Source organism: Paenibacillus gyeongsangnamensis, assembly GCF_027533625.1.
In the GTDB taxonomy this organism is placed as follows: domain Bacteria; phylum Bacillota; class Bacilli; order Paenibacillales; family NBRC-103111; genus Paenibacillus_G; species Paenibacillus_G gyeongsangnamensis.
The window spans coordinates 1-15,956 of the sequence record NZ_JAQAGZ010000052.1 but is presented as its reverse complement, the minus strand read 5'-3'; the positions used below and the strand labels follow the sequence as shown (position 1 = coordinate 15,956).

Sequence of the window (15,956 nt, the reverse complement as noted above, 5' to 3'; positions counted from 1 at the left end):
AATTTGCGTCGTGAGTCACCGGAAGAGTGGCTGGTGATTGCCAAGCAAGATGGCATGTGCTGCGAAGAACGGGACGGTAAGCGCGTCTATCTCGGTGCAATGAGCTGGAATGACAAAAAATTAATACGTCCCATTCGGGGCGTTTACCGCGTAACGGAGCGAACCATCGAAGCTGACGGGCAAATTCTGCTTACGCCAATTGTGGAAGCAGAAGTGTATTGGACAACACTCTCTTGTGCTCCTTCCCAAATCGTTAATCTGTATCGGGACCACGCGACAAGCGAACAATTCCATAGTGAGCTTAAAACCGATTTGAACTTGGAGCGTCTACCTTCAGGAAAGTTTGCTACCAACGATCTGGTGCTGTGCGCGGGGTTGTTCGCTTACAATTTGCTGCGAGCCATCGGTCAAATCTCTCTGCAAGCGCCGGACGCTCCAGTGAAGACGAAAGTTACAAGGCGGCGGGTTCGAACGGTGATTGAAAACCTGATCTGGCTAGCCTCCCGATTGGTTCAGCATGCTCGGGAAACCAAGTTGCGATTTGGTCGTCACAGTCCTTGGTTCCCGACCTTTCGCCGCATCTATATGGCGCTGTCGGGCTGACAAGCAACCTTCTTCAAGTTAAGATTAGGCTTCCCGAAAGGGTAGGTCTGTTTGCGCCTGCAGTTGTTTTGCTCTAGAATCTGTCGTTCCGTAATTTCCACGAAACCCTTGCGGGGTGAGCTTGAAGAAGCTACTTTCAATAATTTTTCACGGATTCAGGTGTATTCTTCATCGCCCAAAAATTTCCTTCCCTTCGTCAAATCTTTAGCTAAACTTTAGAGTAAGATGAAACGCGGGCAATTAGGCACGACAACAAGCCCCCGCAACGCCGGGGGCAGTAGGCAACTATTCCACTCTAGAAGAAATCGGGCAAATACGTCGTCCTCGCTGGAATCAACCGCTCCAGCGCATCCGCCGCCTCCGCCCCGGCTTCCAGCCTGCCGATCTCGCGCAGGAAATCGGGCCGCTGGTAGCCCAGCATCATCGCGCTCAGCGTCTGAATGCTGCAGCGCACTGACGGCACATCGCAGTCCTTCTCTTCGTCCTTATCCACGTGAGCCGTTCCGGACTCATCCACGGTCACGACGAAGCTCCTCTGGTTCCACGAAGCGTGTTCATCCGTGATCTCCAGCTTGAAGGTGCTCTCGGAGCCCGAATTGAACGGATACTCCTCGAGGAAGGCTGCCGCATCGACGATCCGGGCCATGAAATACGGTACAAGCTCCTGCTTGATCCGGGGATTATCCAGCAGGAACGGAAGGCGGTCATCCACCGGCGCCTGCAGAACAACCTTGTCGATCATCGAATCGTGATCGCTGAGAAACCGCCAGAGGCCGAGACGCGCCCCATGGTCCAGATGGACCAGCTCATGTACGGTCAGCACCTGGTTTTTGACCTGATACAGCACATAGCCTTTGGCTCGCCCTTCGTCGTCCGCATAAACCGCCGCGGTCCCCTTTTTCCGCTCGAGGATTCGCTTCTTCCACCACTCCTCCGTTCGGACCAACGTGCCGTTATACCGGGCGGCATAGGCCGTGTACAACGGATTCAGCGCGGCAACGGCCTCCTCCTCCTTCAGCCTGACCACGCGGCCCGGCTGGGGCGGCAGCTTCGGCAGCAGCTCGGCCGGGATCTCATATTTTTTGTAATCCGTATACGTTTCCCATCCGAACCGGCGGTAGAAGCCGAACTGGAACGGATGCAGAAACGATACGGTCTGGTTCTCCGCACGCATATTCCGGAGTGCCTCGCCGAGCAACCTCCCGACCAGTCCCCCTCGCCGGAATTCCGGCCAGGTGGATACGCTCGCGATGCCGCCCATCGCCATCGGCTTGCCCTGAATCCACGTTTGAAGGCTTATAATCGTGAGCTGCGAAGCGAGCTGACCGTTCACGAAAGCTCCCCATTTCGGATCGGAAGACATCTGGGACAATCGGTTCTCCCGCTCCTCCGGCGTCAGCTCGAACTGGAAGGCGAAGGCGGACAGCGTCAGACTATCCCCGTAATACGCTTCAGGAATCAATTGAATTTCGATGCCGTTCTCATGGGAATGATTCATTGGGTTCTACCGCTCCTCTCAGCTAATACAGTCCCGCAGCTATTATAAGGGTTCACCGCGGCTTACTGCTGCCATTGTAACCCAATTGTACCGTAAATTCCATGAACTTTTCCGGAAGCCCCTTCCGCTTTCTCTTTGGCGGCTCTGTTTTTTAACACTCCAAATACCCGTCCTCCACAGGAGGATAGGTCAGATTGACGTGAAACCCGATATGCAGAAAAATGCAAAAGGTAGTAGGTGGGGTATCCCCTGTAGAAGCGATAGCGCCCGCCTTTGTTATCGGAAAATGACCGCTGCACAGCGAATAGATTGAACATTTTACAGGTAACAACAGCGGCCGGAGGGGGATACCCCACCAGAGTACCAGGGCAGATTTCTCTATTTCATGGGTTTCTCTACAGCCTGACCTGTCCTCCACAAGAGGATAGGTGTTTATTTTTTTCCATCCGGGCTTTCGTCCAATCGGCATGTATCTCCCCGACATATGGTATATCATGTCTTCTGAAAGGGGGATGTCGCATGAGCCACGTTGGACTCTTTACAAGTACTGCTGTAATTCTTGTATTGTTCATTCTGCTTGTTATCGTTTCCCGCGCAATTGTCATCTAATGACGCGAAAACCCCCGTTGGGCTTGGATAATTCCGCCCTCGGGGGTTATTCCTTTCCTTCGCAGTTCAGCTTCATGATGCGTACAAGCTCGCCCTGCGCCGCACCCGTCCCGCCCGCAGGCAAGCAGATCAGACAGTCCGCATCCTTGATCGATACCATGATGCTCGATTTATCCCGGCCGGCCGGACGTACCTTCAGCTTTCCATCCTCTACCCTGGTCGTACCGCGGATATACCTCGGATAGGCGGAGCCCTTCCGGTAATCGGTCTCCAGGATCGCGGTTGCTTCATCCGGCAAAGGCGCGTCCGAGCCCATAGCCGCCCGCAGGTATGGCCGCATCAACAGCTCGAAGCCTACATAACAAGCGCCCGGATTTCCGGATAACGCAAACAGCGGCTTGCCTCTCCATATTCCTAGCGAGGTCGGACTGCCTGGCCGCATCTTGATTTTGTTAAACAGCACCTCGCCGTCCCATCGCTCAAAGAGCTCCACCAGCACGTCCTTATCTCCAACGGAAACGCCCCCCGTCGTCACCACGGCATCGGCGCTCTCCAATGCAGCACGCAGACGCAGCTCCACCTCGCGGACGTCGTCCGGCAGGATGGGGGACATGATCGGCTCCCCTCCGGCTTCCATCACTTGAGCGGCCAGCATGAAACTGTTGCTGCACCGGATTTTACCCTCGGTCAGCGGCACTTCAACCGGCAGCAACTCCGAGCCGGTCGAGAAAATCGCCACGCGCGGCCGACGAAATACCGGCACGACGGCATGCCCGAAAGCAGCCAGAATGGCGGTCTCCCCCGGCCCGATGCGCCGGCCTTTGCGCAGCAGCAGCTCGCCGCGCTGCGCCTCGTGCCCGATCGGCGTCACATTCTCCCCTGCCTCCATCGATTTGCAAATCTGCACATGGTAAGGAAGCTCCGACGTTTGCTCAAGACGGTCCGTCATCTCCAGCATGACGACCGCATCCGCTCCGTCCGGGACGACGCCGCCGGTCATGATCCGCGCCGCCTGCCCCCGCTCCAGCCGCCTCTGAGGGACCATACCTGCAGACAGCGTCTCCACAACGGTAAGCGTAGCTGGCCGGATGGGCGACGCCGCTGCGCAATCCGATGCCCGTACGGCAAAGCCGTCCACTCCCGAACGCCGGAAGTGGGGCACCGGCGTATCCGCCGCAACATCCCGCGCCAGCCGTCTGCCGAACGCTTCAGGCAGGGAAACCTGCTCCTCCTCCTGCTTCCGTACGAGGCTAAGCACAATCCGCTGCGCTTCTTCTAATGCAATGGCCTTGCGGCCGAATCTGAACTCCAACTGGGTTAGCCTCCGATCTGCGACATCCGGCGGTTCGTCGGGGTATGGCTCATCTGCTCGTCAAGCAGCACCTTGGCCATCTCATGACTCTCCGGCTTGATTTCCAGGGCTCGGAAGAACAGCCGAGCCAGCGCCTCTTCGTCCCCGATATGCCGCCGAACGTTGAATTCGTCGGACCAATACAGGCACGGCTTGATGTTCCCGTCCGCTGTGAGCCTTAACCGGTTGCACGTCTGGCAGAAGTGATCGCTCACCGGATGGATGAGCCCGAACGTCCCGGCTGCGCCCGCGATGCGGTAATTTTGCGAAGGCCCGTTCCCCTTCAGCGCTTTATCGCACTCCTCGGTCTGCCAGCCCATCGATTCGCAGCGCTCCAGCACCGTGCTCAGAGGCAAATATTTCGACTTCCAGCCGGCGTCGTCGTGCCCGATGGGCATATATTCAATAAAGCGCACATGCAGGTTTTGCTCCAACGAAAGCTTCAGGAAATCCTCGATCTCGTCATCGTTTATCCCCTTCATGAGCACGACATTCAGCTTGATCGGCTCGAGCCCGACCCGGATCGCTTCCTGAATCGAAGCGAGCACCCGCCGGATATCCCCTCCCCGGGTAATGAGCGAGAATCGGTCCGCCCGAAGCGAGTCCAGACTGATGTTGATCCGCGTGAGCCCGGCCTGCTTCAGCTTCACCGCCCGCGGCGCAAAATAAATCCCGTTCGTCGTCAGCGCGATATCTTCGATCCCCGGAATGGAGGAAAGCATGGTTACGAGCTGCTCTAAATTTTTGCGCACGAGCGGTTCGCCGCCCGTCAAGCGGATTTTGCGAACGCCATAGCCTGCAAGCACACGAACCGTTTCGGCGATTTCCTCGAACGTCAGCAGCCGTTCCTCCGGTTCGAATTCCATCCCTTCCTCCGGCATACAGTACACGCAGCGCAGATTGCAGCGGTCCGTCACCGATATCCGCAAATAATCGTGGACCCGACCGAACTTATCGACCAACCTCGTCTCCATGTCCATCCCCCTTTCGCCTGCTATCCTTTCGTGGATGCCTTACGCTTCCCTTTATTATGTCATAAAAGGTTACAAAAGCATAGCCTATAGGGCGGAGTCATCGGCTTGCAGCTTCCCCCCTGCCTTTTACATTCCTATGAACCTGACGTCAATCTTACATAATCTTCCGGATCATTCACATTGCGAACAAAATTGGTGCCGATCCCGCGTTCTGTAAAATAAGCCTCCTCCGCCACGCTGAGCTGGACCCGGTCCAAGTACAGCATAAAGCGGCTCACCTGCTCGCCCAGCATCGCCTGAACGACCGGAAGCCCGCTCCGGTGATATATCCCGTGCAGCGGGTGCACCCGCCCGCTGACCCGGGCCACCGCAGCATCCGCCGTATTCGCCTGCCTGAGCTCCCGCAGGGCGATCGCCGCCTCTGCGCTCACATAAGGCATGTCGCAGCCGACCAACCAGAGCTCGTCGCCGCCTGCCGCCGTCAGCGCCGCTTCAAGCCCGGCCAACGGGCCCTGCCCCGGATGCAGATCGGGCAGCACGGTCACCCGGCCGCCATAGGGAGCGAGCTCCCGCTCGAAAGGCGCCCGGTCCGGCGCGATCAGCAGCAGCTCGCCGCATATCCGGCTGAGCTCCCGGAGCTGCCGCTCCAGGAAGGTTCGCCCTTCCAAGGTGAGCAGCGCCTTGCTCCGGCCGTTCATCCGTCGGTTTTGCCCTCCGGCCAGGATAACACCGGTCAGCTCCGATCCGGTCCGTTCAGCCCTCATCCCGCTCACCGCCTTCCGTTGTTTGTCCCTGCCGCGCGCTTGCTGCATATCTCTTTCCCGGCTTCGTTTTGTGCCCGTACCGACCTGCTGCCGCCTTCACGGGTTCGCTCCATTACCTGTTCCGCCGGACTGCCGCCTTCACAGATGCGCTCTATACCCGTTCCGTCGGACTGCAGCTCCCCTGGATAGCTTTGTGACAGTCCCGAAGTATCCCGCTACGCTTCCAGTTCAACAAGCCGCTTCTCGAACGTCGATCTCCAGCTGCCCGACAACGCATCGACGGCTAACAGCCTGCGCATCCCTTCCGTATCGGTTCTAGCCCTGTAGTTCAACTGGTTCGCTTCAGCCACCGAAATTCCCGCCGGGTCCCGATCCCGGGCGAGCAGGGACTGCCCCGCTTCCACTGTACCCTCGCGCAGCACCCTGAAGTAGTATCCGGTATATCCGGTCCGCTCCACATCGGACGCCAGCTCCGGGACGCCGTGCTTATGCGCCAGCTTATAGCACGGCTGCCGCGGCTGAGTCACCTGTACCAGAGCCGTTCCGATCTCGAAAACATCACCGATATGGACATCGGTTTCCAGCAGCCCGGTAACGGTGAAATTTTCACCGAAAGCCCCGTAGCCCAGCTCTCGCGCGAGCCGCTCCTCCCAGAACGGGTAATGCTCGGCGCAATAAATGCACACCGCTTTATCCGGGCCACCGTGGTATTTCAAATCCCCTTGGCCGTCTCCTTCAAGGTTCACGAACGATAGTACGACCGGGCCGCCGACCCGCTGCTTGAAAATACCCGTAGCTACCGTTTTCCCTTTATAGTCCATATCCTGCGGCTTGCTTACATTCAATGATACGAGCTGCATTCCCGCTCCCCTTCCGTTCCGGTATTCCTTAATAACGGTCTGGCTTCTTTGATGTACTTCGATAAGGAGTTTTCCTTTTCGATAAAGAGTTTTCCTTATACTATATGGCAAAGAAGCCGCGTTGTCTATGACAACCGGCTCCGTTCTACCCAAGCGTCGTTATCGTATCCCCGTACTTCCCAATAGCCGATGTGCTCCTTGTCGATCAGCTCGATGCCCTGCAGCCATTTAACCGACTTGTACGCGTACATCTTCGGTACGATGAGCCGTACCGGACCGCCCAGCTTCTGCGGAATCGGCTTGCCGTCCATCAGCACCGCGACCATCACATCATCCATCCGGGCCTGCTCGAGCGAGAGCGCGTCCGTATAGACGCCGTCTCCCGAGTAAAACTTGACGTACTTCGCCTGCGGCTTCACCTTGACCAGCTCGAGCAGCGCGGAGAGCGGAATCCCTTCCCACGTCACTTTATAGACTGACCAGCCCGTCACGCAGTAAAAATCGCTTACCTGCACCTTCCGCTTCAATTGCAGGAACTGCTGCCAATCCCAGACCTGCTCCTTCTCGACCAAGCCGGAAACCGCGAATTTCCACGTTTCGCTGGAAAAGGAAGGGATATCCGTCACAGTATAGATCCGGAACTGCCCTTGGCCTCCTCCGCCTGCAGGCGGATTCGATTCCGGCAGTGGCGCAGGCGGCGGCAGCATCCGGTTGCCGTCCTCTTCGGCGAGCCCGGCGAGGTCGGTTCCTCCCGTATACGAGACGCTTTTCAGCCAGCGGTAGAAGGCCGGTCCAACCCCGAACACGAGCACGAGCCCTGCTGCCAGACGCAGGAAGGTGGCCCTGGAGATCGGCGCCCGCTGCAGCGCCTTGATTACGGCTTGAGCAGCGCTATCCGCCGGCTTGGGTGCGGAAACAGCCACCCCTTCAGCCGCTCCGGCCGTTTCCGTTCCTCTCGTTTCCGTTCCGTTCGCCGTCCTCCGTCCTGCCAACGGCTGGCGCTGCGACGCCTTCACCCAGCGGCTCCTGGAGACGGAATGATAGACCGCATAAGGTACGCCCACCCACGTGAACAAATCATGGATAACAAGCGCAGCATTGTTCCAGACCGGAGGAAACGAGCGGAATTGCCATAAGATAATGCCGGACAAAATCCAGCCGGCGAGCAGCAGCAGCACCCCGCCCAAATTCGCCCGCTGCGCCGGTTTCGGCTTGAGCTGCCTCCAGTGCCGCGGCAGGAGGGGGACGTAGATCGCCAGAACAATAACCGACAGCACACCGATCCAAATATGGGCTTGCCTCAGCCAGACGCGGCCTTCGCCCAATAAGCCGCGCAGCGGCGGCAGGAACAGCATCACACCGCTAATCGCAAGCAGAAGCAGCAGCCAACCGTTCCAGCTATGCAGACGCTTCAGCTTTTTCCCATAAGCGACACCGGACAACCAATCCGTCCAGCCCTTCTTCTCCCTCATCACTAACTCCGCTCCTTCCGTTTTCGCCCGGGTTTATTTAAGTATACGAAAGCTCCCCCCTTTTCGGTTTTATGGGGGAATGAAAAAGGCTGGAACCAGTTGTTCTCAGCCTGTCTCTTTTGCCTGCTAAACTTGCAAATACTCCATAATAATACCCGCGGTTTCCTCAATGGCTTTGTCGGTTACGTTGATCACCAGACAGCCTATCTTCTTCATCAGCGAATTGGCGTAATCCAGCTCCTCCGCGATGCGTTCGATCGTTGCATACTTTGCGCCTACCGGCAGCCCAACGGCCTTCAGCCTTTCCGTACGGATCTTGTACAGCTTCTCGGCGTCCATGGTCAGGCCCACGATCCGATTTCCCGGAACGAGGAACAGCTCCTTGGGAGCCTTCACCTCGGGCACTAGCGGCAGATTCGATACTTTGATTCCCTTATGCGCCAAAAAAATGCTCAACGGCGTCTTCGATGTCCGGGATACCCCGATTAGAACGAGGCTCGCCTTCAGCAGCGCGCTCGTATCCCGGCCGTCGTCGCATTTTACGGCGAATTCGATCGCTTCCACCCGCTTGAAATAATCTTCGTCCATTTGATGCAGCAATCCCGGCTCCCGGCTCGGCGCATCGTTGAAGGTGTCAATGAACGCCTCCATCATCGGCCCCATAATATCGACCGCCCGGACCCCGAGGCGCACCGCTTCTTCCTTCATCATCTCGCGAAGCTCCGGCTGGACCAGCGTATAAGCGATAAACCCGCCCCGCTTGGCCGCCTCTTCAACGATATGGCGAACTTCGTCTTCGCTCTTGATATGGCCAATCCGCTTCGTAGCCACATGATGGCCGTTGAACTGGCGAATCGTCGCCTTCACCACCGCTTCGGCCGTTTCTCCCACGGAATCCGAGCAGATGGTGATTTCATATTGTCGGTCTTCTCTCATCCGCTTGTTCCCCTTTATCCCAAATTCCCGTACACGTTCCCGGCATTACAGCCGTTCCATCGCAAGATCCAGCAGTACCTTCGTCATAATCGTCTTCGTGATGCGCCCCGTTACTTCCCACCTCGGCTGTTCCTTACCGTTCGAATCCTTGTAGGGCACCACGACCGGCAAGCTGTCCACCTGATGTTTTATCATCTTGCGCGCAGCTTCTACGACAGACTCCTCCGGAGCGGCATGAATCACGTTCGGCTCTCTCGTCATGACCATGCTTACGGGCATAACCGCCGCATTCGGATTTCCCAGCGTAAATTTCAGGAGATCCTTCCGCGAAATAATACCGGACAAGCGCCCTTGTTCGTCCACTACGATGAGATTTCCCACGTTCTCTAGAAAGAGCATAACCACCGCATCGTTCACTGAAGCTTGTTCCCTGATTACGATCGGTATGGCTTGGACATCCTTCACTTTAAGCCCGTTCAGCTGTCTCGAAAATTGTGCCCCGGGAGTCATTGCCGATCCGGGCGTATATCCCACCTTCGGCTTGGCATCCACCAAACCGAGCATGACGAGGAGCGCCAAATCCGAACGGAGGGTAGGCCGGCTTAAGCCGAGCAGCTCGGCGATTTGCTCTCCGGTGATAGGCGCGTGCGCCTTGACCAGCTCTACAATTTGTAATTGACGTGCTGTCAGTTCGATGATCTTTACCTCCTTAAAGCGTCCGTAGGTTGAATTGTTCCGGAATTACCTTGTTTATTCTCCCATTGTACCAGAAATCGGCACAAACGAACAGAAGAGCCGCCTATAAATAACTAAATATAATGTTATATAAAACTTAACACCCATATATATTGCACATTATATACTTAATTAATATACTATATTTAGAACCATACTATTGCAATTCTTACAATCAACCTTAGGAGGAACCGATCATGGAGAGAGAATTGGCACTGGAGATCGTTAGGGTTACGGAGCTTGCGGCTTTATCCGCCGCCAATTGGATGGGCAGGGGAGACAAGAACCAAGCGGACGGAGCCGCGACGGCCGCCATGCGGGCCATGTTCGATTCCGTTTCCATTCGCGGTACGGTAGTCATCGGGGAGGGCGAGATGGATGAGGCCCCCATGCTTTATATCGGGGAAAAAGTGGGCAACGGCCAAGGCCCTGAAGTGGATGTCGCCGTTGACCCTCTGGAGGGCACCGAGCTGGTGGCCCGGGGCATCAATAATGCGCTGGCCGTCATAGCGATTGCCGGGAAGGGCAATTTGCTGCATGCGCCCGATATGTATATGGAGAAGCTGGCCTTCGGGCCGGCGCTGGCCGGACATTTGAGTCTGACGGACCCGCTCGAGACGACGCTCCGGAAGTCCGCCGAGATTTTGAAAAAATCGCTCAACAATCTTACCGTCATGATTCTCGACCGGGAGCGTCACCAGGGCCAGATCGATACGCTGCGCAGCGTCGGAGTCCGCATCAAGCTGCTGAGCGACGGGGATGTCGCAGGAGCCATGGCCCCTGCCTTAACGGAATCCGGTATCGATCTGTATGTCGGCTCCGGAGGCGCTCCGGAAGGCGTGTTGGCTGCCGCGGCGCTGCGCTGCTTAGGCGGGGAGCTTCAGGGCCGCCTCCTGCCGGCGAACGATGAGGAGTACCAACGATGCTTGGCCATGGGGATCGCCGATCCGCACAAAATCCTGACCATGGATGATATGGTCGGGAACGACGATGTGATTTTTGCGGCTACCGGCATTACCCCCGGCGAATTTCTGAATGGCGTACGCTACATGGCCGATCAGCGCGCCGAGACCCATTCCATCGTGATGCGCGCCAAGACTAGAACGATCCGTTTCATCCAATCGTACCATTACTTGCCGAATAAGCCTTTCATCGAAGTTCGTCCATAAGCGGCGGATTGACCTTTGGTATTTCTATGTTAATATTTACGTAGGAAATATTGACATGGAAGAAGAGGGATCGCACCATGAGTATTTTATTTTATACGGCCGTCGGTTTGATCTCAGCTACCCTTGGGAGCTTAGTGGGACTCGGCGGCGGCATTATTATTGTACCGGCCCTAGTTTATTTGGGGCCTTATTTTGTTGGCGAGCATGTATCCGTGGCTACCGCGGTCGGCACCTCACTTGCCGTGCTGATCTTTACGGCGCTCTCGTCCACATTGACGTTCATGAAGCAGAAGCGCATCGACTTCAAAAGCGGAATGCTCTACTTCATCACCAGCGGTCCCGGCGCCATGCTCGGTTCTTATACGACGCAGTTCGTAAATGCCAAGTCCTTTCAGCTTAGCTTCGGGATATTTATGCTGTTGATGGCCATTCTGCTAGTGCTGCGGGATTACCTGAGGCCGCTTAAGTTACAGTGGAAAATTCAACGGACATATGTCGACGGCAAAGGCGATACATACGAATACGGGTACAGCGTGCTCCCTGCCCTCGTGATCGGGCTGCTGGTCGGCTTTGTATCCGGATTGTTCGGCATCGGAGGGGGTTCGCTTTTCGTACCGGCCATGGTGCTCCTGTTCCGTTATCCGCCGCATGTTGCGACGGCAACCTCCATGTTCGTCATCCTGCTCTCCTCGATGATGGGGTCTATTACTCATTTGGGTCTGGGAGAAATCAATTTTTGGATGGTGCTCTACCTGGCTCCGACCGCCATCATCGGTGGGTGGCTTGGCGCCCAAACTGCAAGCCGGCTCAGCACGAAAAAATTGCTATGGGTGCTGCGAATCACCTTCGTGCTGGTGGCCCTTAACATGATCAGGGAAGGTCTGGCCCTGGCTTAACATAATAATTCCTTGGCTCAGCCGGATAATTACGCTCCCCCTTTCAAACCCTAAAGATAACTTCTTTACGGAAAGGGGGGAGCTTTTTCATGAACCCGACTACCATCAAGGCGAGGTTTGGCATGCTGATCAGTCTTTCCGCGTGTCTGCTGCTGACCGCCTGCGCTTCTTCCCGGCCGCCGCAGCAGCTGTCCCTTCCGCCGCTGCCGGAGCTTCCTTCGGAACAAGGGGGCTGGGCTGCTCCTCCTACGGCGAATCCTTCGGTTAAAGCTCCGCAGCAGCGCATTACGGTCCTGCTTCCCGAACCGGCCGCTGCGCCTGTTGCCCCGGCCGCCCCCGTACCGGCTCCACCCTTGAAGCCGGCGGCCGAGCCTGAGCGAGCTCCAGCTGCGCCGAAGGCCGCAGCTCCCGTTCCATCGGCCAAACGCCAGCCCGTACAAGAAAAACCGGTAAAACAAGCCGCTCAGCAGCAGCGCTTAACTTTGGGCCAGCTCGTCAAAAAATACCCGCAGCTGCTCCTGCTCCGCGGGTCCGGCAGCGAGAAAAAAGCAGCCCTGACCTTTGACGATGCGCCTGACCGCAATTATACGCCTAAGGTCCTCGATATTCTTAAAAAACACGGCGTCCAAGCGACCTTCTTTCTGCTTGGCAATCAAGCGGAGAAGTACCCTGACGTCGTACGGCGCATCGTGAGAGAAGGGCATGTGATCGGTAATCATTCTTATAACCATAAGCTCTATACGAAGCTTTCCGACGATCTGTTCCGCTCCCAAATCCTGCAGGCCCAGAATTCGTTGAAACCGCTGATCGGCTATTCACCGCGGCTGCTGCGTCCTCCTTACGGAGAGATCAGCGAGAGCCAGCTGCTGTGGACCAAAGAGCAGGGCTACGTCGTAGTGAACTGGAACATCGATTCGCTGGATTGGAAGCAGCTCAGTTCGTCTCAGGTCTCCTCCAACATTTTAAACCATTTGTCCGCAGGCTCCATCATTCTGCAGCACTCCGGCGGAGGCCCCGGGCAAAATTTGAACGGCACCGTCGAAGCGCTTCCGCATATCATTCAAACCATGAAAGCGCAGGGCTACCGCCTCGTAACGCTGCCTGAGCTGCTCAAGGTATCCAAACAGCTGTAGCGGCATAAAAAAAGGACCAGAATCCGTTAAGGCATTCATGGTCCTTCTCAATTATGCTTTTACGGCGTTAAGCCATGCTTTGGCGATCAGAGCGTGCCCTGCCGGAGAAGGATGAACCCCATCCGGAGCCCAATAGGCTGGAGGCGTTTGCGTGCTCGCTTGCGCGAACAGGCCGTCAAGAGGGACGAATAACGTCTGATAAGCTCTCGCAAGCTCACGGACGGCTTGAATTTTCAAATCCAAATCCTCCCGCCATTGCTTGCGGTCCTCCGGCACCGGAAGCACGAACGGCTCGACGAGGATCAGCTTCGCATCCGTTTCTTCCTTCGTCCGCCTAATCAAGCGGCGATACCCTTCAGCGAAGTCTTCCATGGAAGTCGGATCATTGCGGTCGTATCGGCGCCACGTATCGTTAATTCCGATATAAATCGATACCCAAGTCGGCTTCAAATCAATGCAATCGGTTTGCCAGCGCTGCTCCAGGTCTTTAACCCGGTTCCCGCTGATGCCCCGGTTAATAAACTTCACTTGCTTCTCCGGATATTGGCTGGAGAACAAACCAGCGGCCATCAACGCATACCCTTTCCCTAAGTCCGTTCCGTTCTCACGGTTTCGTCCGCAATCCGTAATGCTGTCGCCTTGAAACAGGACGACAGCTTGATCCTCGATCAAAGTCAATCTTCTCACTCCCCAACTTGGTTATGGAATAAATTTCCTACCTATTGTAAATTTACTAGATTCAAACCCGTTTGTACATTAAAAAGACAACAAAAAAGCTTATGGAGCATGTCCATAAGCCTTCTCTTATGCTGGTAGAGGGACTTGAACCCCCACGGTTTCCCTCACGATTTTGAGTCGCGCGCGTCTGCCAATTCCGCCATACCAGCAGGTGGCGTGCCCTAAGAGATTCGAACTCCTGACCTTTTGATTCGTAGTCAAACGCTCTATCCGGCTGAGCTAAGGGCACATATATCAAATTGTTGGAGTGGTGCCGAAGACCAGACTTGAACTGGTACGGTAGTCACCTACCGCAGGATTTTAAGTCCTGTGCGTCTGCCGATTCCGCCACTCCGGCGAAAAGGTAAAGATGGAGGCGCCACCCAGACTCGAACTGGGGGTAAAGCTTTTGCAGAGCTCTGCCTTACCACTTGGCTATGGCGCCATAATAAGATGGAGCGGAAGACGGGAATCGAACCCGCGACCCTCGCCTTGGCAAGGCGATGCTCTACCGCTGAGCCACTTCCGCAAAGTTGAAACTGGGGATCTAGGATTCGAACCTAGGCATGACGGAGTCAAAGTCCGTTGCCTTACCGCTTGGCTAATCCCCAATATTCTTGATTTTGTAAATAATGGGGCGGTCGAAGGGAATTGAACCCTCGAATGCCGGATCCACAAACCGGTGCGTTAACCACTTCGCCACGACCGCCATACTAACGATATGCAATTGGCAGGGGCAGCAGGAATCGAACCCACACCAAAGGTTTTGGAGACCTTTGTTCTACCTTTAAACTATGCCCCTATGCTATTTGAAATGGTGGAGGCTGATGGATTCGAACCACCGAACTCGTACGAGAACAGATTTACAGTCTGCTGCGTTTGGCCACTTCGCTAAGCCTCCATGAATACTGCTGGTGCCGCCGAGAGGACTTGAACCCCCAACCTACTGATTACAAGTCAGTTGCTCTACCAATTGAGCTACAGCGGCATATGGTGGCTCGGGACGGAATCGAACCGCCGACACGAGGATTTTCAGTCCTCTGCTCTACCGACTGAGCTACCGAGCCATATTATAAAACAATCTTAACAAATTTTCAAGCCATCCCTTAAAAGATTAAATGGCGGAGCCGACGGGATACTCTTCGTTTCACTCCGAGACTGCGATGTACTGCTTACGAAGCTGATGCTTCGACGAACCCAATGGGTTCTCATCCCTTACAGGATGTTAAATGGCGGAGCCGACGGGATTCGAACCCGCGGTCTCCTGCGTGACAGGCAGGCATGTTAGGCCTCTACACCACGGCTCCACACTGAATATAAATTGGTTGCGGGGGCAGGATTTGAACCTGCGGCCTTCGGGTTATGAGCCCGACGAGCTACCGGGCTGCTCCACCCCGCGTCAGTAAAAATAATATATGGTGGAGGCTGACGGGATCGAACCGCCGACCCTCTGCTTGTAAGGCAGATGCTCTCCCAGCTGAGCTAAGCCTCCATGGGATTTGGTGACCCGTAGGGGATTCGAACCCCTGTTACCTCCGTGAAAGGGAGGTGTCTTAACCCCTTGACCAACGGGCCTTCTTAAGATTACTACTTGCTAAGAAGTATTGCTACGGAGAGAGAGGGATTCGAACCCTCGAGACGCTTGTGACGCCTACACGATTTCCAATCGTGCTCCTTCGGCCACTCGGACACCTCTCCATGAATGGCTCCCCGAACAGGACTCGAACCTGTGACAACTCGATTAACAGTCGAGTGCTCTACCAACTGAGCTATCAGGGAATATTTATACTTATCACTCAGGGTTATACCCTGAAAACTGGATCGAAACATTGTACTTTAGCTGAGTAATCCTGCTTTCGCTATGTTTCCTTATGCTTCCGATGTGGCTTTGCTGTCGCAAAACCTATAGGATAAGCCCTCGACCGATTAGTATTCGTCAGCTCCACACGTTGCCGCGCTTCCACCCCGAACCTATCTACCTCGTCGTCTACAAGGGGTCTTACATACTGGGAAATCTCATCTTAAGGGGGGCTTCACGCTTAGATGCTTTCAGCGCTTATCCCGTCCGTACTTGGCTATCCAGCCGTGCTCCTGGCGGAACAACTGGTACACCAGCGGTACGTCCATCCCGGTCCTCTCGTACTAAGGACAGCTCCTCTCAAATTTCCTGCGCCCGCGACAGATAGGGACCGAACTGTCTCACGACGTTCTGAACCCAGCTCGCGTACCGCTTTAATGG

The 15,956-nt window shown here is 55.7% G+C and carries 14 protein-coding genes, 17 tRNA genes and 1 rRNA gene; 5 read left to right on the top strand and 27 right to left on the bottom strand.

From position 1 onward, the window contains the following. Positions 1-603 (top strand): transposase (locus tag O9H85_RS36860; RefSeq protein WP_269886293.1); only part of this gene is annotated, 603 nt, incomplete at its 5' end. A 295-nt stretch (positions 604-898) separates the two neighbouring features. Here the strand turns inward: O9H85_RS36860 and O9H85_RS36855 are convergent. Continuing rightward, entirely contained in the window at positions 899-2,101 is a 1,203-nt protein-coding gene (locus O9H85_RS36855; RefSeq protein WP_269886292.1) for a GNAT family N-acetyltransferase, read from the bottom strand. Between the two features lie 519 nt (positions 2,102-2,620). Between O9H85_RS36855 and O9H85_RS36850 the strand changes: the two genes are divergently transcribed. Next, positions 2,621-2,710, top strand: coding sequence for a YjcZ family sporulation protein (locus tag O9H85_RS36850; protein WP_269886291.1), 90 nt, complete (start codon positions 2,621-2,623; stop codon positions 2,708-2,710). Between the two features lie 46 nt (positions 2,711-2,756). Here O9H85_RS36850 and O9H85_RS36845 read toward each other — a convergent pair whose 3' ends face one another. The 7 genes from O9H85_RS36845 to O9H85_RS36815 form a co-directional block, all read right to left on the bottom strand. Then, positions 2,757-4,022 carry a molybdopterin molybdotransferase MoeA gene (locus O9H85_RS36845; RefSeq protein ID WP_269886290.1) on the bottom strand — a complete coding sequence of 422 codons (1,266 nt, stop codon included), beginning with the start codon at positions 4,020-4,022 and terminating at the stop codon, positions 2,757-2,759. 5 nt (positions 4,023-4,027) lie between these two features. Beyond that, positions 4,028-5,035 carry a GTP 3',8-cyclase MoaA gene (moaA, locus tag O9H85_RS36840; protein ID WP_269886289.1) on the bottom strand — a complete coding sequence of 336 codons (1,008 nt, stop codon included), beginning with the start codon at positions 5,033-5,035 and terminating at the stop codon, positions 4,028-4,030. A gap of 134 nt (positions 5,036-5,169) precedes the next feature. Next, entirely contained in the window at positions 5,170-5,799 is a 630-nt protein-coding gene (gene mobA, locus O9H85_RS36835; RefSeq protein ID WP_269886288.1) for a molybdenum cofactor guanylyltransferase, read from the bottom strand. Between the two features lie 215 nt (positions 5,800-6,014). Continuing rightward, positions 6,015-6,659, bottom strand: a complete 645-nt coding sequence (locus O9H85_RS36830; protein WP_269886287.1) for an MOSC domain-containing protein — start codon at positions 6,657-6,659, stop codon at positions 6,015-6,017. 125 nt (positions 6,660-6,784) lie between these two features. Then, entirely contained in the window at positions 6,785-8,131 is a 1,347-nt protein-coding gene (locus O9H85_RS36825) for a molybdopterin-dependent oxidoreductase (protein ID WP_269886286.1), read from the bottom strand. 126 nt (positions 8,132-8,257) lie between these two features. Next, positions 8,258-9,067, bottom strand: coding sequence for a pyruvate, water dikinase regulatory protein (locus tag O9H85_RS36820; protein WP_269886285.1), 810 nt, complete (start codon positions 9,065-9,067; stop codon positions 8,258-8,260). Between the two features lie 45 nt (positions 9,068-9,112). Continuing rightward, on the bottom strand, positions 9,113-9,766 hold the full coding sequence (locus O9H85_RS36815; protein ID WP_269886294.1) for a helix-turn-helix transcriptional regulator: 654 nt from the start codon (positions 9,764-9,766) through the stop codon (positions 9,113-9,115). 233 nt (positions 9,767-9,999) lie between these two features. On the opposite strand from O9H85_RS36815, the gene glpX reads away from it, so the two are divergent. The 3 genes from glpX to O9H85_RS36800 all read left to right on the top strand — a co-directional run bounded on the left by glpX (position 10,000) and on the right by O9H85_RS36800 (position 13,000). Beyond that, a complete protein-coding gene (gene glpX, locus O9H85_RS36810) occupies positions 10,000-10,971 on the top strand; it encodes a class II fructose-bisphosphatase (protein ID WP_269886284.1) in 972 nt (323 codons plus the stop codon). 77 nt (positions 10,972-11,048) lie between these two features. After that, positions 11,049-11,867, top strand: a complete 819-nt coding sequence (locus O9H85_RS36805) for a sulfite exporter TauE/SafE family protein (protein WP_269886283.1) — start codon at positions 11,049-11,051, stop codon at positions 11,865-11,867. An 89-nt stretch (positions 11,868-11,956) separates the two neighbouring features. Further along, the gene (locus O9H85_RS36800; protein WP_269886282.1) at positions 11,957-13,000 is read left to right on the top strand and encodes a polysaccharide deacetylase family protein; all 1,044 of its coding nucleotides are present in this window, start codon (positions 11,957-11,959) and stop codon (positions 12,998-13,000) included. Positions 13,001-13,051: 51 nt separating this feature from the next. On the opposite strand, the gene O9H85_RS36795 is transcribed toward O9H85_RS36800, so the two are convergent. From O9H85_RS36795 to O9H85_RS36705, 19 genes are all read right to left on the bottom strand, one after another. Beyond that, the gene (locus O9H85_RS36795; protein WP_269886281.1) at positions 13,052-13,678 is read right to left on the bottom strand and encodes an SGNH/GDSL hydrolase family protein; all 627 of its coding nucleotides are present in this window, start codon (positions 13,676-13,678) and stop codon (positions 13,052-13,054) included. A 129-nt stretch (positions 13,679-13,807) separates the two neighbouring features. After that, a tRNA-Leu gene (locus O9H85_RS36790) sits at positions 13,808-13,887 on the bottom strand. 3 nt (positions 13,888-13,890) lie between these two features. Further along, positions 13,891-13,967 (bottom strand) — tRNA-Arg (locus tag O9H85_RS36785). A 19-nt stretch (positions 13,968-13,986) separates the two neighbouring features. After that, positions 13,987-14,075: transfer RNA gene (locus O9H85_RS36780), tRNA-Leu, on the bottom strand. A 13-nt stretch (positions 14,076-14,088) separates the two neighbouring features. After that, a tRNA-Cys gene (locus O9H85_RS36775) sits at positions 14,089-14,162 on the bottom strand. Between the two features lie 9 nt (positions 14,163-14,171). Further along, positions 14,172-14,246 (bottom strand) — tRNA-Gly (locus tag O9H85_RS36770). Between the two features lie 10 nt (positions 14,247-14,256). Beyond that, a tRNA-Gln gene (locus O9H85_RS36765) sits at positions 14,257-14,328 on the bottom strand. A 22-nt stretch (positions 14,329-14,350) separates the two neighbouring features. Further along, positions 14,351-14,426: transfer RNA gene (locus O9H85_RS36760), tRNA-His, on the bottom strand. 19 nt (positions 14,427-14,445) lie between these two features. Further along, positions 14,446-14,519, bottom strand: a tRNA-Trp gene (locus O9H85_RS36755). A gap of 13 nt (positions 14,520-14,532) precedes the next feature. Further along, positions 14,533-14,618: transfer RNA gene (locus O9H85_RS36750), tRNA-Tyr, on the bottom strand. 11 nt (positions 14,619-14,629) lie between these two features. Further along, positions 14,630-14,705: transfer RNA gene (locus tag O9H85_RS36745), tRNA-Thr, on the bottom strand. Positions 14,706-14,708: 3 nt separating this feature from the next. Beyond that, positions 14,709-14,784 (bottom strand) — tRNA-Phe (locus O9H85_RS36740). 163 nt (positions 14,785-14,947) lie between these two features. Then, positions 14,948-15,024, bottom strand: a tRNA-Asp gene (locus O9H85_RS36735). Between the two features lie 15 nt (positions 15,025-15,039). Beyond that, positions 15,040-15,116, bottom strand: a tRNA-Met gene (locus tag O9H85_RS36730). Positions 15,117-15,133: 17 nt separating this feature from the next. Next, positions 15,134-15,209, bottom strand: a tRNA-Val gene (locus O9H85_RS36725). An 8-nt stretch (positions 15,210-15,217) separates the two neighbouring features. Beyond that, positions 15,218-15,292, bottom strand: a tRNA-Glu gene (locus O9H85_RS36720). A gap of 35 nt (positions 15,293-15,327) precedes the next feature. After that, positions 15,328-15,415: transfer RNA gene (locus O9H85_RS36715), tRNA-Ser, on the bottom strand. Between the two features lie 5 nt (positions 15,416-15,420). Next, a tRNA-Asn gene (locus O9H85_RS36710) sits at positions 15,421-15,496 on the bottom strand. Between the two features lie 127 nt (positions 15,497-15,623). Beyond that, a 23S ribosomal RNA gene (locus O9H85_RS36705) occupies positions 15,624-15,956 on the bottom strand; the annotation flags it as partial.